The following is a 17,311-nucleotide window of genomic DNA, read 5'->3' as shown; positions in this document are numbered from 1 at the left end:
CGGACAGCGCGCAGAAACCGGAGCGTACACGTAGTACGTGAGGATTTCGAGCACTGCCCTGGTTCAAAATGGCAAGTAAAATAGCCCTAATGGGATAGGCTCTTAGTCTGCTTATAAAAATGGAGTAATAACCATGTGCACTAATTTACACGATAACGCCCGCCGCTATGCGGAAGAGAAAAAATGAACGCTTGCTACTAATCCTGTCCTGTGCCCGCCCAGACGACGGCAAAGGTTAATACAGTGGATTAGCCGACGACTGATACGAACGAATAAGAACCCGCCAATGGCGGGTTCTCCCTTTCTGGCGGCCTGAACAACTTTTGTGCTGTAGTGCCATTAGCGTCATTAAAAACGGTGCGCTGTCTACTTGTTAGGCGATTGCGACGATTGCGGGAGGCGAAATGCAGCCGAATAGCGTACCTTATGGATTATTCACGCTTTTTACAGACATGCATTAATGGAGGTTCAGTGGACGCGATTAAGGGCTCGGAGCTGAAAGTGCCGGACGCCATCTTTGCATGGGTGCTCGACGGGCAGGGCGGCGTAAAGCCGCTGGCTGATGACGATATTATCGATAAGAGCAGTCCCTGCTGGCTACATCTCAATTATACCCATACCGACAGCGCCGACTGGTTAGCCGCCACGCCGTTGTTACCGAATAATGTTCGCGACGCGCTGGCCGGTGAAAGCACGCGCCCGCGGGTGACGCGTATCGGCGATGGCGCGCTGATTACCTTGCGTTGTATCAACGGCAGCACCGATGAACGCCCCGATCAACTGGTGGCGATGCGACTGTATATGGACGAGCGGCTAATCGTTTCCACCCGTCAGCGTAAGGTGCTGGCGCTGGATGATGTGCTGGGGGATCTGCAGGAAGGCAACGGGCCGACGGATTGCGGCAGCTGGCTGGTGGAAATTTGCGATGCGTTGACCGATCACGCCAGCGAGTTTATTGAACAGCTGCACGACCGGATTATCGACCTTGAAGATGACCTGCTTGATCAGCAGGTGCCGCCGCGCGGTTTTCTGGCGCTACTGCGAAAGCAGCTTATCGTCATGCGCCGCTATATGGCTCCGCAGCGCGATGTCTACGCCCGTCTTGCCAGTGAGCGTCTGCCGTGGATGAGTGACGATCACCGTCGGCGGATGCAAGATATTGCCGACCGTCTTGGCCGCGGTCTTGACGAGATTGACAGCTGCATTGCCCGCACGGCAATCATGAGCGATGAAATCGCGCAGATCATGCAGGAGTCGCTGTCGCGGCGGACTTACACGATGTCATTGATGGCGATGGTTTTTTTGCCCAGCACTTTCCTGACCGGTCTGTTTGGCGTCAACCTTGGCGGTATTCCTGGCAACAGCTGGCATCTTGGCTTTTCGATATTTTGCGTAATGTTAGTTGTTCTAATCGGTGGTGTTACCTGGTGGTTACATCGTAGTAAATGGTTGTAAGAAATTGTCTTTTCAGGTGATTTTGCCGCTGAAACTCCGGCAATATTTGAGCGAAATCAATAAACCATCTACCCATTCAGGGCAATATCTCTCTCGCAGGTGAATGCAACGTCAAGCGATGGGCGTTGCGCTCCATATTGTCTTACTTCCTTTTTTGAATTACTGCATAGCACAATTGATTCGTACGACGCCGACTTCATTGAGTCGGCTTTTTTTTTGCCCTCTGCCAGCTAACTTCTACGCTTAAAGAATAGTCCTGTAAAGAGAGGGGATAAAATATGCGTAACATGGCGCTGTCCTTGCAGTCGATACCCATCGGCCCTGAGCCCAATGACCCGGTGCCGGTGCCCGATCCGCGGCCTCGCCCGCACCCGCTTCCCGACCCGCCGCCGGACGATGACCCGATTAAATTGTCGCATCAAGAGCGGAGATCTGCGAGGATACGCGCCTGCAGATTGTCCGCCCTTTAATGCGAGAAAACATTGTGACCGCTTTTTCAACACTGAACCTTTTGCCCGAAGCTCAACTGAACAACCTTAACGAACTGGGATATCACGCAATGACGCCGGTGCAGGCTGCCGCATTGCCTGCGATCCTGGGCGGAAAGGATGTGCGCGTACAGGCGAAAACCGGCAGCGGTAAAACGGCGGCCTTTGGTCTGGGATTGCTACAGCACGTTGATGCTGGTCTGTTCCAGACCCAATCACTGGTGCTGTGCCCGACCCGCGAACTGGCGGATCAGGTTGCCGGCGAGCTGCGTCGTCTGGCGCGTTTTCTGCCTAACATTAAAATTTTAACGCTCTGCGGCGGGCAACCGTTCGGCGCGCAGCGCGATTCTTTGCAGCATGCGCCACATATTATCGTCGCGACGCCTGGCCGCCTGCTTGACCACCTGCAGAAGGGGACCGTATCGCTGGACGCGTTGCAGACGCTGGTTATGGATGAAGCCGATCGTATGCTCGATATGGGCTTCAGCGATGCTATCGATGAAGTGATTCGTTATGCGCCAGCTTCGCGCCAGACCTTACTGTTCTCCGCGACCTGGCCGGAAGCTATTGCCGCAATCAGCGGCCGGGTGCAGCGGGATCCGCAGACGATTGAAATCGATAGCGTTGATGCGCTGCCGTCTATTGAACAGCAGTTCTTCGACGTTTCGCAAAGCGGTAAAATCAAGCTGCTGCAAAAATTGCTCAGCCAGCATCAGCCGGCTTCCTGCGTGGTATTTTGTAATACTAAGCGTGATTGTCAGGCGGTGTGCGATGCATTAAACGCTGCCGGCCAGAGCGCGCTATCGCTGCATGGCGACCTGGAGCAGCGTGACCGCGATCAGACGCTGGTGCGTTTTGCCAACGGTAGCGCGCGCGTACTGGTGGCGACTGACGTGGCGGCGCGCGGCCTGGATATCAAATCGCTGGAGCTGGTGGTTAACTTTGAACTGGCGTGGGATCCTGAAGTTCACGTTCACCGTATCGGGCGTACCGCGCGCGCAGGCGAAAGCGGCCTGGCGATTAGTTTCTGCGCGCCGGAAGAGGCGCAGCGCGCTAACATTCTTGCCGAAATGTTGCAGATCAAACTCAACTGGGTTAACGCGCCGGCGGGTAATCATATTGCGCCGCTGCAGGCGGAAATGGCGACCCTGTGTATTGATGGCGGCAAAAAGGCGAAGATGCGTCCGGGCGATGTGCTGGGGGCGTTAACTGGCGATATGGGGTTTGATGGCGCGGATATCGGTAAGATCAATGTTCATCCCGCGCATGTTTATGTCGCTATCCGTCAGGGCGTGGCGCAGAAGGCGTATAAGCAGCTGCAAAACGGCAAGATCAAAGGCAAGTCCTGCCGCGTACGTTTGCTGAAGTAAGGGCGGCAAGTGACGGTCTCCGGCGCTTGCCGGAGACGTGTTGCTTGTTATTTTACTTCAACCACATTCAGACGCAGTTCATCTAACTGAGCGTCTTCTTCTTCCGGCTGCCAGCCCGCAGGCTGCAGCGGGATCTCTTCGCGGTCAAAGGCCAGATCGCCGCCGTCAACCACCGCAGAACCGTGTGTGATGGATTTAAAATCAAACAGATTGACGTCGCTCAGGTGCGACGGCACCACGTTCTGCATTGCGCTAAACATGGTTTCGATACGGCCAGGATAGCGTTTATCCCAATCGCGCAGCATATCGGCGATCACCTGACGCTGCAGGTTAGGCTGGGAGCCGCACAGGTTACAAGGAATAATCGGGAAGCCTTTGGCCTGCGAGAAGCGTTCGATATCTTTTTCGCGGCAGTAGGCTAGCGGGCGGATAACGATATGTTTGCCGTCATCGCTCATCAGCTTCGGCGGCATACCTTTCATTTTGCCGCCGTAGAACATGTTGAGGAACAGCGTCTGCAGGATATCGTCGCGGTGATGACCGAGCGCGATTTTGGTCGCGCCCAGTTCGGTCGCCGTACGGTAGAGAATGCCGCGACGCAGACGAGAACACAGTGAGCAAGTGGTTTTGCCTTCCGGGATTTTCTCTTTAACGATGCCGTAAGTGTTCTCTTCGACAATCTTATACTCAACGCCCAGCTGTTCCAGATACGCTGGCAGAATGTGCTCCGGGAAGCCCGGCTGTTTCTGATCGAGGTTAACGGCCACCAGCGAGAAAGAAATAGGTGCGCTTTTTTGCAGGCTGCGCAGAATTTCCAGCATGGTATAGCTGTCTTTACCGCCGGAAAGACAGACCATAATACGGTCGCCATCTTCAATCATGTTGAAGTCGGCGATCGCCTCACCGACATTGCGACGCAGTCGTTTCTGCAGTTTGTCGATATTGTATTTTTCTTTCTTTGTAACTTGCTGATTATCTTGCATTATTAACGTTCTCTGAAACTAAAGGGGCATATAGGGGGCAAAATGATTTAAAGCCCAAGCCGGGAATTCAGCATTGAAAGCTGGTCGCCGTTCATCTCTTCAATCCATGTACTGTAAACTTCGTACACCATCTGTGCGTTTTCATGCCCCATCTGAATGGCTATAAAAGACGGGTTTACGCCAGCCGACAGCAGCCAGCAAGCGAAAGTATGCCGCGTATGGTACGGATTCTTGCGCCGAATGCCAGCGCGTTTTACTGCTGCCTCCCAACGGCTTCCTCTGCGGCTGTGTGAGTAGTACGGTTTTTGCTCGCCATTTGAAAGCCCGCAGTTAAGCGGGCTCGCGGGGAATCAGGCGACTTTCTTATCAGCTTTGCTGGCGATAAATTTCGAGGCGGGAACAATGCGGCTAAACTCTTCCTGCGCGCGGGTGTCATTCTCCACCTCCCACAAATCTACAGCAGCCTGAAGGTTAAGCCAGAAATCAACGGTGGTATTGAAGGCTTTAGACAGGCGAAATGCCATGTCAGTAGTTAGTTTGCGGTTGTTGTTAACTAATGCACTTACACTATTACGATGCACATGTATCATTTCCGCAAGTTCGTTGATTTTTAAATCTAGCGGCTCCAGGTATTCAAACTGCAGGATGTCACCTACGGTAGTTGGTTTTCTGGTTGCCTGTTTCATAGTATTCCTTGAGGTTTTTGAGTTTCAAAAGGCGCCAGCTGCAACTGGCACCCTTATTTAGTACTTGTGCGGATCCAGGTAAAGGTCTTCCGCTTTTCCATCCACCCACTTAAATATTAAGCGGTACTGCTGGTTAATTCTAATTGACGAATAACCTTCCAATTTGCCGTTTAGCTCTTCATATCTATTACCAGGTGGCGAGCGTAAATCCAGATAGGTAACGGCGGCATTGATGATATCGAGTTTGCGAGCTAGCGTGGTATGTATGTCTGGAGGAATTTTTTTATGTGGTGCCGAGTGCAAAAAAAACTCTTCCAACCATACATCACGAAAGCTACCTATGTGATTCTGCATTCCATTTAAGCCTCCCTGATCCTTTATGTGGTCATTTTACTGCACTCATGCACAGTGCGCAAGTGCAGTAAAATCTTGTTCAGATTACAGGTTGAAAAGCAGATCTCTTATTGTGAGGGAGCGTTTGCTGGTGGGGTTGTAGGTATTCCTGCAAAAAAACCATGCACCTCCGACATACTGAATATGTCCCTTGAGAAGGTCGAGTGCGTAAAGCCCGCCGGGCGGCGGGCTTGGGATTACCTGACGACCAGCACCGAGCACTCGGCATGGCGCACCACCGCCGCGGCGTTAGAGCCGAGCAGATAGGTAGTAATGTCCGGGCGATGCGAGGCGATAATGACCAGGTCGGCGGGCAGCGATTTAGCCAGCGCCAGAATCTTATCTTTTGGCGAGCCCTCGGCAACGTGGAAATGCATTCTGTCTTCCGGAATGGCGAAGCCTTTTGCCAGCTCACGCAACTGCGCTTCCGATTCGGCGCGTAGTTCATCCATAGCCGGCAGTTCAGCGGTATAGGCCATGCCCAGGGAGGCGTAGTAGGGTAGCGAAGGGATAACGGTGAGGAAATGCACCTGCGCGTCATCGACGCGTGCTTCGGATTCAACGTGGCGGATCACACGTTGCGTAAATTCTTTATCAGAAATATCGATGGGTACCAGAATCATTCTACTCATAAAACCTCCTGTTTTAATAACCACCAAAACAGTATGCCATCAGGATTGAGGTTCTACTACAGCGTGAATCACAAATTGCTACGGGAACCGCTATTTTATTGGCGGTTGAAGCGAAATGCCCGCCGCGAGCGGCGGGCGCAAGCATTAGAACTGATATACCAGACCCAGTGCTACGATATTGTCGGTAGAAATACCGTTGTCTTTATAGAAGTCATCATTGCCGTCGAGCAGGTTGATTTTGTAATCAACGTAGGTGGACATATTACGGTTGAAGTAATAGGTCGCGCCGACATCCATATATTTAACCAGATCTTTATCGGAGTACTGACCGCCGTAAACCAGATCTTTACCTTTGGACTGCAGGTAGGAAATTGCCGGACGCAGACCGAAATCGAACTGATACTGTGCAGTAACTTCAAAGTTCTGGGTTTTGTTGGCGATGGTGCCATTCTGATTGCCGTACGGCGTCATGTTACGAGTTTCAGAATACATGGTCGCCAGATAGATGTTGTTCGCATCGTATTTAACGCCTGCGGTCCAGGCATCGGCTTTATCACCGCCCGCGGTAGACTGATGGGTCTGCTCGTTGGTACGGTCAGAAGAGCTGTAGGCCGCGCCTACGCTGACGCCCATACCTAAATCATAGGTAGAGGAGATACCGAAGCCATCACCGTTGGAGTTTTTAACATCGCGGCCGTCGCCATTGGCGGTACCTTCCTGGCTGGCGGAAGGGTTATATTCATGGCTGGCTTGGTTTTCGTTTTTACCCTGATACTGCAGGGCGAAGTTCAGGCCGTTAACCAGGCCGAAGAAATCGCTGTTACGATAGGTTGCGACGCCGTTGGCGCGGCCGGTCATAAAGTTGTCAGCGTAGGTGTAAGAGTCGCCGCCGAACTCCGGCAGCATATCGGTCCAGGCTTCGACGTCGTACAGGACGCCGTAGTTACGGCCATAGTCGAATGAACCGTAGTCGCCTGCTTTGATCCCGGCGAACGCCAGACGGGTCCATGCCTGATCGCCAGAGCTTTCAGTATTGTTAGCCTGAACGTTATATTCCCACTGGCCATAACCGGTCAGCGTATCGTTAATTTGCGTTTCACCTTTAAAGCCGAAGCGCAGGTAGGTCTGGTCGCCGTCTTTACTGGAGTCGCTGGAGAAATAATGTAAACCGTCTACCTTGCCGTAGAGATCTAATTTGTTGCCATCTTTATTATAAATTTCTGCCGCGTGAGCAGCGCCGGCAGCCAATAATGCCGGGATAACCAATGCCAGTGCTTTTCTTTTCATTTGGATATTCCTTTAACTATTTTTGTTTTAACTTCCTGGGTGGAAGTACGGCCATGCTAAAGGAGCGCATTCTGATATGATAAGTATCAATTGTTACAATATAAGTAAATTCTAAAGCAAATAAATATACAGTAATGATAATTTTCCGCATGAATATATTGTGAGGATGCATATAAAATAAAAATTATACATCATCGTTTGAATATCGTATTCTGCCTGGGTTATATGCCTTTATTGTCATTTAAAATTTATATTGTTGCCGTCTCATTCATATCGAATGATTAATTTGTCGGAAAATGACAAGCCCGAATAGTTTTACTATTCGGGCTTTTTTTATCGCGCCAGATTTTCGTCCGCCGGGTTAACTTTCGGTTGCCGGTTTCTCCGTTTTACCTGCCAGCTGGGCCAGGAAATCATAGCGTTTTTGCAGGTCGGCGGCCGCGTCCTTCCACAACTGCTCGGCGACTTCCGGCTGCTGGGCGTTCAGACGACGGAAGCGTTGCTCGTTGAGCAGCGTTTCCGCCAGCGCATCCGACGGCGGGCGCGAGTCCAGCGCCAGCGGCAGCTTGCCTTCATCGGCGCGACGCGGGTCGAAGCGGTACAGCGGCCAGAAGCCGGTTGCCGTCAACTGGCGCATCTGGTCGTGGCTCAGCGCCAGGTCGTAGCCGTGCTCCTCGCATGGGCTATAGGCGATAATCAACGATGGGCCCGGATAGGCTTCCGCCTCCTGAATCGCCTTCACCGTCTGGTTAAGCTGTGCGCCGAGCGAAATCTGCGCCACATAGACATGACCGTACATCATCATGCTCACACCGAGATCTTTGCGCGCCTTACGTTTGCCGTGCTCGCCAAACTTGGTGACTGCGCCGAGCGGCGTCGCCTTTGATGCCTGACCACCGGTATTGGAGTAACATTGCGTATCGAGCACCAGGATATTGACGTTTTCGGTCAGGCTCAGCACATGGTCAAGACCGCCAAAGCCAATATCATAGGCCCAGCCATCACCGCCGATAAGCCAGACTGATTTCTCGACTAACGCATCCGCATCGGTGAGCAGCTCTTCGGCCCCTTCGACCCCCGTCAGCGCCTGACGCAGCTCGGCGACCTGTTGGCGGCGAGCTTCCGGCGACGCTTCCGTATGCAGCGCGGCGTTCAATTCGGCTGGAAGTTTATCGGCAAATTCGCTCAACAACCGCATCACGCGCTGGCGGTGTTGGTCGACGGTTAAGCGGAAGCCCAGGCCGAATTCGGCGTTATCTTCAAACAACGAGTTGGCCCACGCCGGACCACGTCCGTTAGCGTCAGTGGTATAAGGCGTTGAGGGGAGGTTGCCGCCGTAAATGGACGAACAACCGGTGGCGTTGGCAATCAACATCCGATCGCCATACAGCTGGGTCAACAGTTTGATATACGGCGTTTCGCCGCAGCCCGAGCAGGCGCCAGAGTATTCAAACAGCGGGCTAATTAGCTGCGAGGTGCGAATATCAATGCGCTCAAGTTTGGTGCGATCGATTTCCGGCAGGTTGAGGAAGTAGTCGTAATTGACTTTCTCTTCTTCAACGTGCTCAAGGCGCGACATCATATTGATGGCCTTGATGTCCGGATTCTGGCGATCTTTCGCCGGGCACACTTCGACGCACAGGTTGCAGCCGGTGCAATCTTCAGGCGCGACCTGCAGAACGTATTTCTGCCCGCGCATATCGCGGGATTTCACATCCAGCGAGTGCAGGCTGGCTGGCGCGTTTTCCATCTCTTGTGGAGCGACCACTTTGGCGCGGATCGCCGAATGCGGACAGGCGGCGACGCAGTGGTTGCACTGGGTACACAGCTCTTCCTTCCAGATCGGGATCTCTTCGGCAATGTTGCGTTTCTCCCAACGGGTGGTGCCCATGGGCCAGGTGCCATCTGGCGGCAGCGCGGAGACCGGCAGCGCATCGCCAAGACCGGCAAGCATCGCCGCGGTGACGGTTTTGACAAAGTCCGGCGCGGCATCGGAGACCACTGGTGGACGGTTGGGGCTGCTGGCGTTAACCGGCTGCAGCGGCACTTCCGCCAGCGATTCGCGGGCCAGCGCCAGCGCCTGCCAGTTGCGTTCCACCAGCTCCTGGCCTTTGCTGCTGTAGCTTTTGGCAATCGCACCCTGTAGTTCGGCCAGCGCGCTGTCGCCCGGCAGGATTTGGGTTAAATGGAAAAAGGCCATCTGCATAACGGTGTTGATGCGCGCGCCAAGGCTGCACTCACGGGCGATTTTCGCCGCGTTAACGACATAAAAGCGCGCCTGCTTTTGATTCAGCGCGGCCTGTACTTCCTGGGGCAGGCGGGACCATACCTCATCAGCGCTGTAGGGGGTATTGAGCAGGAAAATGCCGCCGGGCTTCAACCGCTCTACCATCTGATATTTATCGATAAACTGCAGTTGGTGGCAGCCGACGAAATCGGCCTGCGAGATCAGATACGACGAGCGGATCGGTTTTTCGCTGACGCGTAGGTGCGAGACGGTCAGGCCGCCGGCCTTCTTCGAATCATAGACAAAATAGCCTTGTGAGAACCACGGCGTGGAGTTGCCAATAATCTTGATATTGTTCTTGGTCGCCGAGACGCTACCGTCGCTACCGAGGCCGTAAAACAGCGCTTCCAGCTTCGCTTCCGCCGGTAGCGTATTTTCCGCCAGCGGCAGCGAAAGGTTAGTCACATCATCATAAATGCCCACGGTAAAGCGGGGTTTTGGCTGTGCGGCCTGTAATTCATTAAAGATGGCCAGCACGCATTCCGGGCCAAACTCTTTGGACGAGAGACCATAGCGGCCGCCGATAGTACGTGGTAGCGTTTCGCGCTCGCCGCGGTTGAAGGCTTCCGCCAGCGCGGTCATCACGTCGAGATACAACGGTTCGGCAAGCGCGCCAGGTTCTTTGGTGCGATCCAGTACGGCAACCGCGCGGGCGCTCTCCGGTAGCGCCTGCAGCAGATGCGTGGCGGAGAACGGGCGATAGAGGCGAACTTTCAGCACGCCGACTTTTTCCCCACGGCTCAGCAGTTCATCCACGACCTCTTCACAGGTGCCGATAGCGGACCCCATGATGACAATTACCCGTTCCGCCTGCGGGTGACCGTAAAATTCGAACGGTTTGTACTGGCGACCGGTGGCGGCGGCGAAATCATTCATCGCCGTTTCAACGTGTTCGTATACCGCGTCGTACCACGGGTTGGTCGCTTCACGGGACTGGAAATAAGTGTCCGGATTGGCGGAGGTGCCGCGAATGACCGGATGCTCCGGGTTAAGGGCGCGTTGGCGATGCTCGGCGATTTTATTCTGCGGCAGCAGGGAACGAATGGTGTCATCCGCCAGCGGCGCGATTTTGTTGATTTCGTGCGAGGTGCGGAAACCATCAAAAAAATGGATAAACGGCACCCGGCTTTGCAGCGTGGCGATATGGGAAATCAGCGCGAAGTCCTGCGCTTCCTGGACGCTGCTGGCGCACAGCATCGCGCAGCCGGTCTGGCGCACGGCCATCACGTCGGAATGATCGCCGAAAATTGACAGGGCGTGGGTAGCCACGGTGCGGGCGGCTACGTGCAGGACAAATGGCATCAACTGGCCGGCCAATTTATACAGCGTCGGGATCATCAGCAGCAGGCCCTGCGATGACGTAAAGGAAGTGGAAAGGGCGCCGGTCTGCAGCGCGCCGTGCACGGCGCCGATAGCCCCGGCTTCCGACTGCATCTCGACCACGCGGGGGACATCGCCCCAGACGTTTTTCAGCCCATCGCCAGACCAGGCGTCAGCCTGCTCCGCCATCGTTGAACTGGGCGTAATCGGGTAGATGGCGATAACTTCACTCGTGCGAAACGCGACTGAAGCGACCGCGCCATTACCGTCAATCGTAATCATAAGAAGACACCCTTACATTGCGCAAAAAGAAGGGACCCGTGAAACGGCGACGAGTCCTGTAATTATGCTTTCATTTTAGCAAACGCCCGCCGCGGCCATTTTCGCATTTGTGTCCTTGGGAATGTCCTTATCTATGTTTGGATCAATTTTTTGGCGGAAAAACAAAAATGTGGCTGGTAAAGGGTCGAAGAAGGTGTTGACGGATACCTACGCTGCACTGCTTAAACAAAGCAAAATCTATTTTTAAATTTAATAGCTTTTAGCCAACCGGCAATCGCGTGCTATTTATTTGCTGCGGTGAATTCCCCTCTGCGGCGGAGCGTTCAGTTCAGTCTCCTGTTGGCGAAAATTAGCACGCGAATTAGTTCGAACTGGCTAATTCACCGGGAGGCACCCGGCACCGCAATCACCATTTGCAAACTATGAAACCCGATCGCTGCAAGCGTGATTTTTCGTCGGGAAAATATTTAGCGCTGGAATGAAAGCCGCGCTGCTGCGGCGCTTTGCCTGACGAGATCAAGCTTTAAGCGGAAAATTTGCTAGAAAATGTTAATGAGGCGCATAAATACGTATTTCGCCTCTCGACGGCAGGCGCTGCGCTGCCTATTATTCTTGAGTTTGTTTATTCTAAGATGTTTCTGAAGGGGGAGAGGATGCGAGCTGCGTTTTTAGTGGGATGTGCGGCGTTATTACTGTCGGCTTGTAGTAACGAGCCGGTGCAACAAGCCACCGCGGCACACGTACCGCCCGGCATGCGCGCGGCGATGAGCGACAGCGGCCAGGCGAATTGCGCGATGGTTGGCGGTTCATTATCGGTTGCCCGCCAGCTTGATGGCACCGCTATTGGCATGTGCGCACTACCGAACGGTAAACGCTGCAGCGAGCAGGCCTTAGCGGGCGGAAGCTGCGGAAACTACTAATACGCAAGGCGTGTGGTTACATTAAATCGGCGAGTTTATATACCAGCGATTGGTCGGCGGTCGCCAGCGTGAGCTGATTCTCCGTCAGATCGACCTGCGCGCCATCGCGCAGCATTTTGCTGAGGGTATTATCCAGCGCGTTCCGTTGTGGATCCGCGCACAGCTTACGCGTCATCGCCAGCTGTTCAACTTTTAGCTCGCCGTCTGACAGCTTGCCCTCGCCGCTGAAGCCATTGCACATCGTGCCTGACACATACATTTTTTCGCCGAAGCTAATTTCCGGCGGCGGCGTCTGGCTTGCCGGTAACGCCTGGCCGTTAACGCTGGTCAGCACAAAACGATGATGTTGTAGTTGTTCGGCGTTGGTAGAAACTTTGCTGTTGTATACGCAGCCCGATAGCAGCATGCCCGCCGCCAGCAGTGCAGCAAACTTATTCATTCGTACTCCAAAACATTTGTCATATCAATAAAACGAAAAACAGTGTAACTGTAATGCAGGCAGGATCTGTGGGGATTGTCTGAATGTGCCCCCCGTTAGCGGGGAGCACAAAAGGGGAAAGAAGCTTAGACCAGCGCGTTCGGGCAGGTTTCGCCCTTAGCTACCTGCTGCAGATTGCCAAGCGTTGTCTCGGAAATACCGATCAGCGCCTCAGCCGTCAGGAATGCCTGGTGCCCGGTAAACAGGACGTTGTGGCAGGCGGAGAGCCGGCGGAACACGTCATCCTGGATGACATCATTCGATTTATCTTCAAAGAACAGATCGCGTTCATTTTCATACACGTCCATTCCCAGTGCGCCGATTTTCTGATGCTTCAGCGCGTCGATAGCCGCTTGTGAATCTATTAGCGCGCCGCGGCTGGTATTAATGACCATCACGCCGTCTTTCATCTGATCGAATGCCGCCTGGTTGAGCAGGTGATAGTTTTCGTTGGTAAGCGGGCAGTGCAGGGAGATGACGTCGGACTGCGCGTACAGCGTCGGCAGGTCGACATATTCAACGCCGAGATCCAGCGCCGCCGCGCTCGGATAGGGATCAAACGCCAGCAGGCGCATACCGAAACCTTTGAGGATCCGCAGCGTCGCAACGCCGATTTTACCGGTGCCGATCACCCCTGCGGTTTTACCGTACATCGTGAAGCCGGTCAGCCCTTCCAGCGAGAAGTTGGCATCGCGGGTACGCTGATAGGCGCGATGAATGCGACGGTTTAGCGACATCATCATACCGATGGCGTGTTCAGCAACGGCTTCCGGCGAGTAGGCCGGAACGCGCACGACGCGCAGGCCCAGCTCTTTAGCCGCGTCAAGATCGACGTTGTTAAAGCCGGCGCAGCGCAGCGCGATGTATTTCACGCCGTGGGCTTTTAGCTCTTCCAGCACCGGGCGGCTGCCGTCGTCGTTAACGAAGATACATACCGCTTCACAACCGTTGGCCGTTTTCGCGGTCTTTTCGGTCAGCAGGAAGTCAAAAAATTCCAGTTCAAAGCCGTATGCGTCGTTAACATGCTGCAGATACTTTTTATCGTACTGCTTGGTACTATAAACAGCGATTTTCATAAGGCTTTCCTCTAGTGATAATACCGTCACGGTAGCATAATTAAAATAATCTTACAAATATTAAAAATTAGTTTAATCATCAGGTTATGATATTAATTCTAGAGCATATCGCAGTCTTAAGAAATCTCTTTAAAAGACAATACGTTTCACCAAAAACTGAGGCTGAATGCCCCCGGCGCCAGCAGGATCAATGGCCAGAGTAAACCCGATGCCACATTGGCAACCTGGAAACGCCATAGCGGTGTACCGCTGGCGCCGGTGACCAGCGGTAACGTTGCGCGCAGCGGCGACAGAAAACGGCCGAAGAACACCGCCCAACCGCCGTGACGGCGCAGGAATAGCTGGCTACGCAGCACGCGTTCGGCGCTGAGCCAGCGCAGGCGTTGCAGATGATGCTGATAGCGCCGGCCAATTTGCCATGAGAGCCAGAATCCGCCGATTGCGCCCAGGCTGGCGCTTAGCCACATTAACAGGAAATGACCGATGCTGGTTGAGGCAAGGGCTCCGAGCACCAGCAAACCCGAGGTACCGGGGATCACAAAAGAGATGAGGGCGCAGGATTTACTGAAGGTCAGCAGAAAAACAATCAGTAATACCAATGAATAATGGCTCTGGGCGCGTTCGATCAGCGAGATAATGAGCTCCACGGAATAACGGCTCCTTATTACCTGTTTTTCCAAGTGTCGCAGGCACAATTTAAACGAAGTCTAAATAGTTATTCAGCAGAAATGAGTGCGACTATCCTTAATCAGGACGTTAACTTTCACTCGAGGGTCGAACGTGCCACAATAGGCGCCTATCGGCTTTTACTTAGAATCAGGATTTGACTGCCCATGAAGGGTAAATATAAAGCCGCTCTTGCGCTGTTATTAGCTCTAATTTTGCTGCCGTTGGCCCTGCTGGCCACATTAACGCATTGGGTTCCGACGCTGGCGGGCATCTGGCTGCCGGTCGGCACGCGTATCTCGCTTGGCGAAAGTCCGCGCCTGACGCGCTCCTCGTTGATTATCCCCGATTTACGCTACCTGGTGGGCGATTGTGAAATTGCTCGTGTCAGCAACGCGCGCCTTACCCGTCCCAGCCGCTGGCGGCTACACCTGAGTGAACTGGATATCAATAGCGCCTGCCTGGCTAAGATCCCCGCCAGCGAGCCGCTCTCCGGCGCGCCGCGAACCCTCGCCGAGTGGCAATCGATGCTGCCTTATAGTTGGTTAACTATCGACAATCTGCGCCTGTCGCCGTGGGAAAAATGGCAGGGGAAACTGGTGATGTCGTTGACGCCTGGGCAGCAGGATATCGGTTATTCAGGCAAAGAGGTCACGTTACAGGCGAAACTGCGCGGCCAGACCTTAACGGTCAGCAATTTCAGCGCGCGGCTGGTGGAAGATCAGGCGCCGGTTAAGCTGGTCGGTGAATTCGAAATGCCGCTGGTGCCGGATGGTCTACCGGTCGATGGCCATCTGGTCAGCACCTTCGAATTCCCGCAAACGCCGGGTCTGGTGGATGCGGAACTGGAATGGCAGAAAAACCGCGGCCAGCTGCTGGTCACGCCGCGCGGTGAGGTTGAGCCGATGCTCGACCTGCCGTGGGAGATAACCCCTGAACGTATCACCATCAGCGATGGGCGCTGGAACACGGTGTATGCCGGCTATCCGCTTAGCGGGCGGGTTGCGCTATCGTTTGGCGACTGGCAGAAAGGCACCGAAGAGATGGAAATCAGCGGCCGGCTCAACGTGTTAACGCACGGCGAAGCGGGTAAGGGGAACGCCGTGTTGAATATTGGCCCAGGTAAGCTAAGCATGGACCACAGCGACATGCCGCTCAGCCTGACCGGCGAAGCCAAGCTCGACGATATGATTTTTTATGCCGTGCTGCCCGCAAAACTCAGCGGCCCGCTGATGACGCCAGAGCTGGCTTTCCATCCCGGCGCGCTGCTGCGTTCACGCGGGCGGGTGATTGACTCGCTGAACATCGATGAGATCCGTCTGCCGTTGGCGGGGGTGAAAGTGACCCAGCAGGGGGTGGATGGCCGCCTGCAGGCGATACTGCGCGCCCATGAACAGGAAATGGGCGATTTTACCCTGCATCTGGATGGGCAGGCCGACAATTTTATGCCCGACCGCGGTCGCTGGTCGTGGCGTTATTGGGGCGATGGTCACTTTACGCCGATGCAGGCGCGCTGGGATGTGAAAGGCGCCGGTGAGTGGCGGGATAGCGCCATTATTCTTAACAGCCTGTCGACCGGGTTCGATAAGCTACAGTACGGCACCATGCTGGTCAGCACGCCGCGCCTGACCCTCGATAAACCCATTCACTGGCTGCGCAATGAACAGCATCCAAAATTCAGCGGCACGTTGTCGCTGGATGCCGGTAAAACCACCTTCAGCGGCGGCAGCGTTCTACCGCCGTCAACGCTCAAATTCAATATTGATGGCCGCGATCCGACCTGGTTCCTGTTTAACGGGTCATTACACGCGGAGAAAATCGGCCCGATTCGTCTGACCGGCCGTTGGGACGGCGAACGCTTGCGTGGCCAGGCATGGTGGCCGAAACAGGCGCTAAGCGTATTCCAGCCGCTGATCCCGCCGGACTGGAAAATGACCCTGCGTGAAGGTGATATGTATGCGCAGGTGGCGTTCTCCGCGGCAGCCGGGCAGGGCTTTGAGGCCGGGGGCCACGGCGTTTTAAAAGGCGGTAGCGCCTGGATGCCGGACAACCAGATCAACGGCGTCGACTTTGTTCTGCCATTCCGCTTCAGCGGCGGGAGCTGGCAGCTCGGTACCCGCCGCCCGGTGTCGCTGCGCATTGGCGAAATCGTCAACCAGTTCACCGCCAAAAATCTGAGTGCCGATCTCCAGGGAACATGGCCCTGGAGCGAGCAGGATCCGCTGGAATTGAGCAACGTTAATGTTGATATCCTTGGCGGCAAGCTGTCCATGCAGCAGCTAAGGATGCCGCAGCATCAACCGGCGCTGCTGCGTCTGCAGAATATCTCCAGCAGTGAGTTGATAAGCGCCATCAAAGTAAAACAATTTGCGGTCTCTGGCGCGTTTAACGGCGCGTTACCGTTATGGCTGAACAACGATAAATGGATCATTAAAGACGGCTGGTTTAGCAACCCCGGCCCGATGACCCTGCGGCTGGATAAAGACACCGCCGATGCGTTGGTGGCCGATAACGTCTCCGCCGGCGCGGCAATTAACTGGCTACGCTACATGGAAGTCTCGAAATCATGGACGCGCATCAACCTTGATAATCTCGGCAAGCTGACGATGAGCGCGGCGATTAGCGGCACCAGCCGGGTGGACGGAAAAAGCAGCACCGTGCATTTAAACTATACCCATGAAGAGAATATTTTCGATCTGTGGCGCAGCTTGCGCTTCGGCGATAATTTGCAGGCATGGCTTGAGCAGAATGCGAAACTGCCCGCCCCGCGCTGTACGGATACATGTAAGGAACCAAAATGATAAAACTGTTCGCCGCGGCGCTGGCGACCCTGCTGCTGGCAGGCTGTACGCCGCGTATTGAAATCGCCGCGTCCAAGGAGCCGATCACCATCAATATGAATGTCAAAATTGAGCATGAGATTCATATTAAGGTGGATAAGGATGTCGAAAATTTGCTGAAGTCACGTAGCGATCTGTTCTGAGGCGA

Annotated in this window: 15 protein-coding genes and 1 pseudogene; 6 read left to right on the top strand and 10 right to left on the bottom strand. The window is 54.3% G+C overall.

Going from position 1 to position 17,311, the window contains the following annotated elements; translation table 11 throughout:
* Positions 1–471 precede the first annotated feature (471 nt).
* The 3 genes from zntB to dbpA all read left to right on the top strand — a co-directional run bounded on the left by zntB (position 472) and on the right by dbpA (position 3,313).
* Positions 472–1,455, top strand: a complete 984-nt coding sequence (zntB, locus tag ABLU80_RS05755) for a zinc transporter ZntB (RefSeq protein WP_015366313.1) — start codon at positions 472–474, stop codon at positions 1,453–1,455.
* A gap of 287 nt (positions 1,456–1,742) precedes the next feature.
* Positions 1,743–1,925 (top strand): hypothetical protein, encoded by a 183-nt coding sequence (locus tag ABLU80_RS05750; RefSeq protein WP_071596126.1) that lies wholly within the window; start codon positions 1,743–1,745, stop codon positions 1,923–1,925.
* A 14-nt stretch (positions 1,926–1,939) separates the two neighbouring features.
* Positions 1,940–3,313, top strand: coding sequence for an ATP-dependent RNA helicase DbpA (gene dbpA, locus ABLU80_RS05745; RefSeq protein ID WP_047042836.1), 1,374 nt, complete (start codon positions 1,940–1,942; stop codon positions 3,311–3,313).
* Positions 3,314–3,360: 47 nt separating this feature from the next.
* On the opposite strand, the gene ttcA is transcribed toward dbpA, so the two are convergent.
* The 7 genes and pseudogenes from ttcA to nifJ form a co-directional block, all read right to left on the bottom strand.
* Positions 3,361–4,296: a tRNA 2-thiocytidine(32) synthetase TtcA gene (ttcA, locus tag ABLU80_RS05740; RefSeq protein WP_032711785.1), complete on the bottom strand. Its 936-nt coding sequence runs from the start codon at positions 4,294–4,296 to the stop codon at positions 3,361–3,363.
* Positions 4,297–4,343: 47 nt separating this feature from the next.
* Positions 4,344–4,613: pseudogene (locus ABLU80_RS05735) on the bottom strand (tyrosine-type recombinase/integrase); the annotation flags it as partial.
* Positions 4,614–4,646: 33 nt separating this feature from the next.
* Positions 4,647–4,982: a HigA family addiction module antitoxin gene (locus ABLU80_RS05730; protein WP_032711784.1), complete on the bottom strand. Its 336-nt coding sequence runs from the start codon at positions 4,980–4,982 to the stop codon at positions 4,647–4,649.
* Between the two features lie 57 nt (positions 4,983–5,039).
* Positions 5,040–5,336, bottom strand: coding sequence for a type II toxin-antitoxin system RelE/ParE family toxin (locus ABLU80_RS05725; RefSeq protein ID WP_042894575.1), 297 nt, complete (start codon positions 5,334–5,336; stop codon positions 5,040–5,042).
* Positions 5,337–5,572: 236 nt separating this feature from the next.
* Complete coding sequence (gene uspF, locus ABLU80_RS05720; RefSeq protein ID WP_015366316.1) at positions 5,573–6,007, bottom strand: universal stress protein UspF; 435 nt, start codon at positions 6,005–6,007, stop codon at positions 5,573–5,575.
* A gap of 144 nt (positions 6,008–6,151) precedes the next feature.
* On the bottom strand, positions 6,152–7,294 hold the full coding sequence (gene ompC / locus ABLU80_RS05715; RefSeq protein ID WP_042894578.1) for a porin OmpC: 1,143 nt from the start codon (positions 7,292–7,294) through the stop codon (positions 6,152–6,154).
* Positions 7,295–7,655: 361 nt separating this feature from the next.
* Positions 7,656–11,183 (bottom strand): pyruvate:ferredoxin (flavodoxin) oxidoreductase, encoded by a 3,528-nt coding sequence (gene nifJ / locus ABLU80_RS05710; protein WP_042894581.1) that lies wholly within the window; start codon positions 11,181–11,183, stop codon positions 7,656–7,658.
* Between the two features lie 653 nt (positions 11,184–11,836).
* Here nifJ and ABLU80_RS05705 point away from each other — a divergent pair.
* Positions 11,837–12,103: a DUF333 domain-containing protein gene (locus tag ABLU80_RS05705; protein WP_015705621.1), complete on the top strand. Its 267-nt coding sequence runs from the start codon at positions 11,837–11,839 to the stop codon at positions 12,101–12,103.
* A gap of 16 nt (positions 12,104–12,119) precedes the next feature.
* On the opposite strand, the gene hslJ is transcribed toward ABLU80_RS05705, so the two are convergent.
* From hslJ to ABLU80_RS05690, 3 genes are all read right to left on the bottom strand, one after another.
* Positions 12,120–12,542, bottom strand: a complete 423-nt coding sequence (hslJ, locus tag ABLU80_RS05700) for a heat shock protein HslJ (protein ID WP_015366322.1) — start codon at positions 12,540–12,542, stop codon at positions 12,120–12,122.
* Between the two features lie 125 nt (positions 12,543–12,667).
* Positions 12,668–13,657 carry a 2-hydroxyacid dehydrogenase gene (locus tag ABLU80_RS05695; protein ID WP_015366323.1) on the bottom strand — a complete coding sequence of 330 codons (990 nt, stop codon included), beginning with the start codon at positions 13,655–13,657 and terminating at the stop codon, positions 12,668–12,670.
* Positions 13,658–13,803: 146 nt separating this feature from the next.
* Positions 13,804–14,304 (bottom strand): DedA family protein, encoded by a 501-nt coding sequence (locus ABLU80_RS05690; RefSeq protein WP_047080926.1) that lies wholly within the window; start codon positions 14,302–14,304, stop codon positions 13,804–13,806.
* Between the two features lie 186 nt (positions 14,305–14,490).
* Between ABLU80_RS05690 and ABLU80_RS05685 the strand changes: the two genes are divergently transcribed.
* Both ABLU80_RS05685 and ABLU80_RS05680 read left to right on the top strand, forming a co-directional pair.
* Positions 14,491–17,124, top strand: a complete 2,634-nt coding sequence (locus ABLU80_RS05685; protein ID WP_047080925.1) for a YdbH family protein — start codon at positions 14,491–14,493, stop codon at positions 17,122–17,124.
* Positions 17,121–17,306, top strand: a complete 186-nt coding sequence (locus tag ABLU80_RS05680) for a YnbE family lipoprotein (protein WP_015366326.1) — start codon at positions 17,121–17,123, stop codon at positions 17,304–17,306. The genes ABLU80_RS05685 and ABLU80_RS05680 overlap by 4 nt, the downstream gene beginning before the upstream one ends.
* The last annotated feature ends 5 nt before the right edge of the window (positions 17,307–17,311 follow it).

The organism is Klebsiella sp. CN_Kp104, assembly GCF_040064515.1.
In the GTDB taxonomy this organism is placed as follows: Bacteria; Pseudomonadota; Gammaproteobacteria; order Enterobacterales; family Enterobacteriaceae; genus Klebsiella; species Klebsiella aerogenes.
Note: the sequence above shows the minus strand (reverse complement) of the source record. Positions and strands in the feature narration are given on the sequence as shown.

Bases quoted from the DNA above. Each gene is read 5' to 3' on its own strand.
- ABLU80_RS05750 (WP_071596126.1), top strand. From the start codon at position 1,743: ATGGCGCTGTCCTTGCAGTCGATACCCATCGGCCCTGAGCCCAATGAC.
- ttcA (WP_032711785.1), bottom strand. From the start codon at position 4,296: ATGCAAGATAATCAGCAAGTTACAAAGAAAGAAAAATACAATATCGAC.
- ABLU80_RS05730 (WP_032711784.1), bottom strand. From the start codon at position 4,982: ATGAAACAGGCAACCAGAAAACCAACTACCGTAGGTGACATCCTGCAG.
- ABLU80_RS05725 (WP_042894575.1), bottom strand. From the start codon at position 5,336: ATGCAGAATCACATAGGTAGCTTTCGTGATGTATGGTTGGAAGAGTTT.
- uspF (WP_015366316.1), bottom strand. From the start codon at position 6,007: ATGAGTAGAATGATTCTGGTACCCATCGATATTTCTGATAAAGAATTT.
- ompC (WP_042894578.1), bottom strand. From the start codon at position 7,294: ATGAAAAGAAAAGCACTGGCATTGGTTATCCCGGCATTATTGGCTGCC.
- nifJ (WP_042894581.1), bottom strand. From the start codon at position 11,183: ATGATTACGATTGACGGTAATGGCGCGGTCGCTTCAGTCGCGTTTCGC.
- ABLU80_RS05705 (WP_015705621.1), top strand. From the start codon at position 11,837: ATGCGAGCTGCGTTTTTAGTGGGATGTGCGGCGTTATTACTGTCGGCT.
- hslJ (WP_015366322.1), bottom strand. From the start codon at position 12,542: ATGAATAAGTTTGCTGCACTGCTGGCGGCGGGCATGCTGCTATCGGGC.
- ABLU80_RS05695 (WP_015366323.1), bottom strand. From the start codon at position 13,657: ATGAAAATCGCTGTTTATAGTACCAAGCAGTACGATAAAAAGTATCTG.
- ABLU80_RS05685 (WP_047080925.1), top strand. From the start codon at position 14,491: ATGAAGGGTAAATATAAAGCCGCTCTTGCGCTGTTATTAGCTCTAATT.
- ABLU80_RS05680 (WP_015366326.1), top strand. From the start codon at position 17,121: ATGATAAAACTGTTCGCCGCGGCGCTGGCGACCCTGCTGCTGGCAGGC.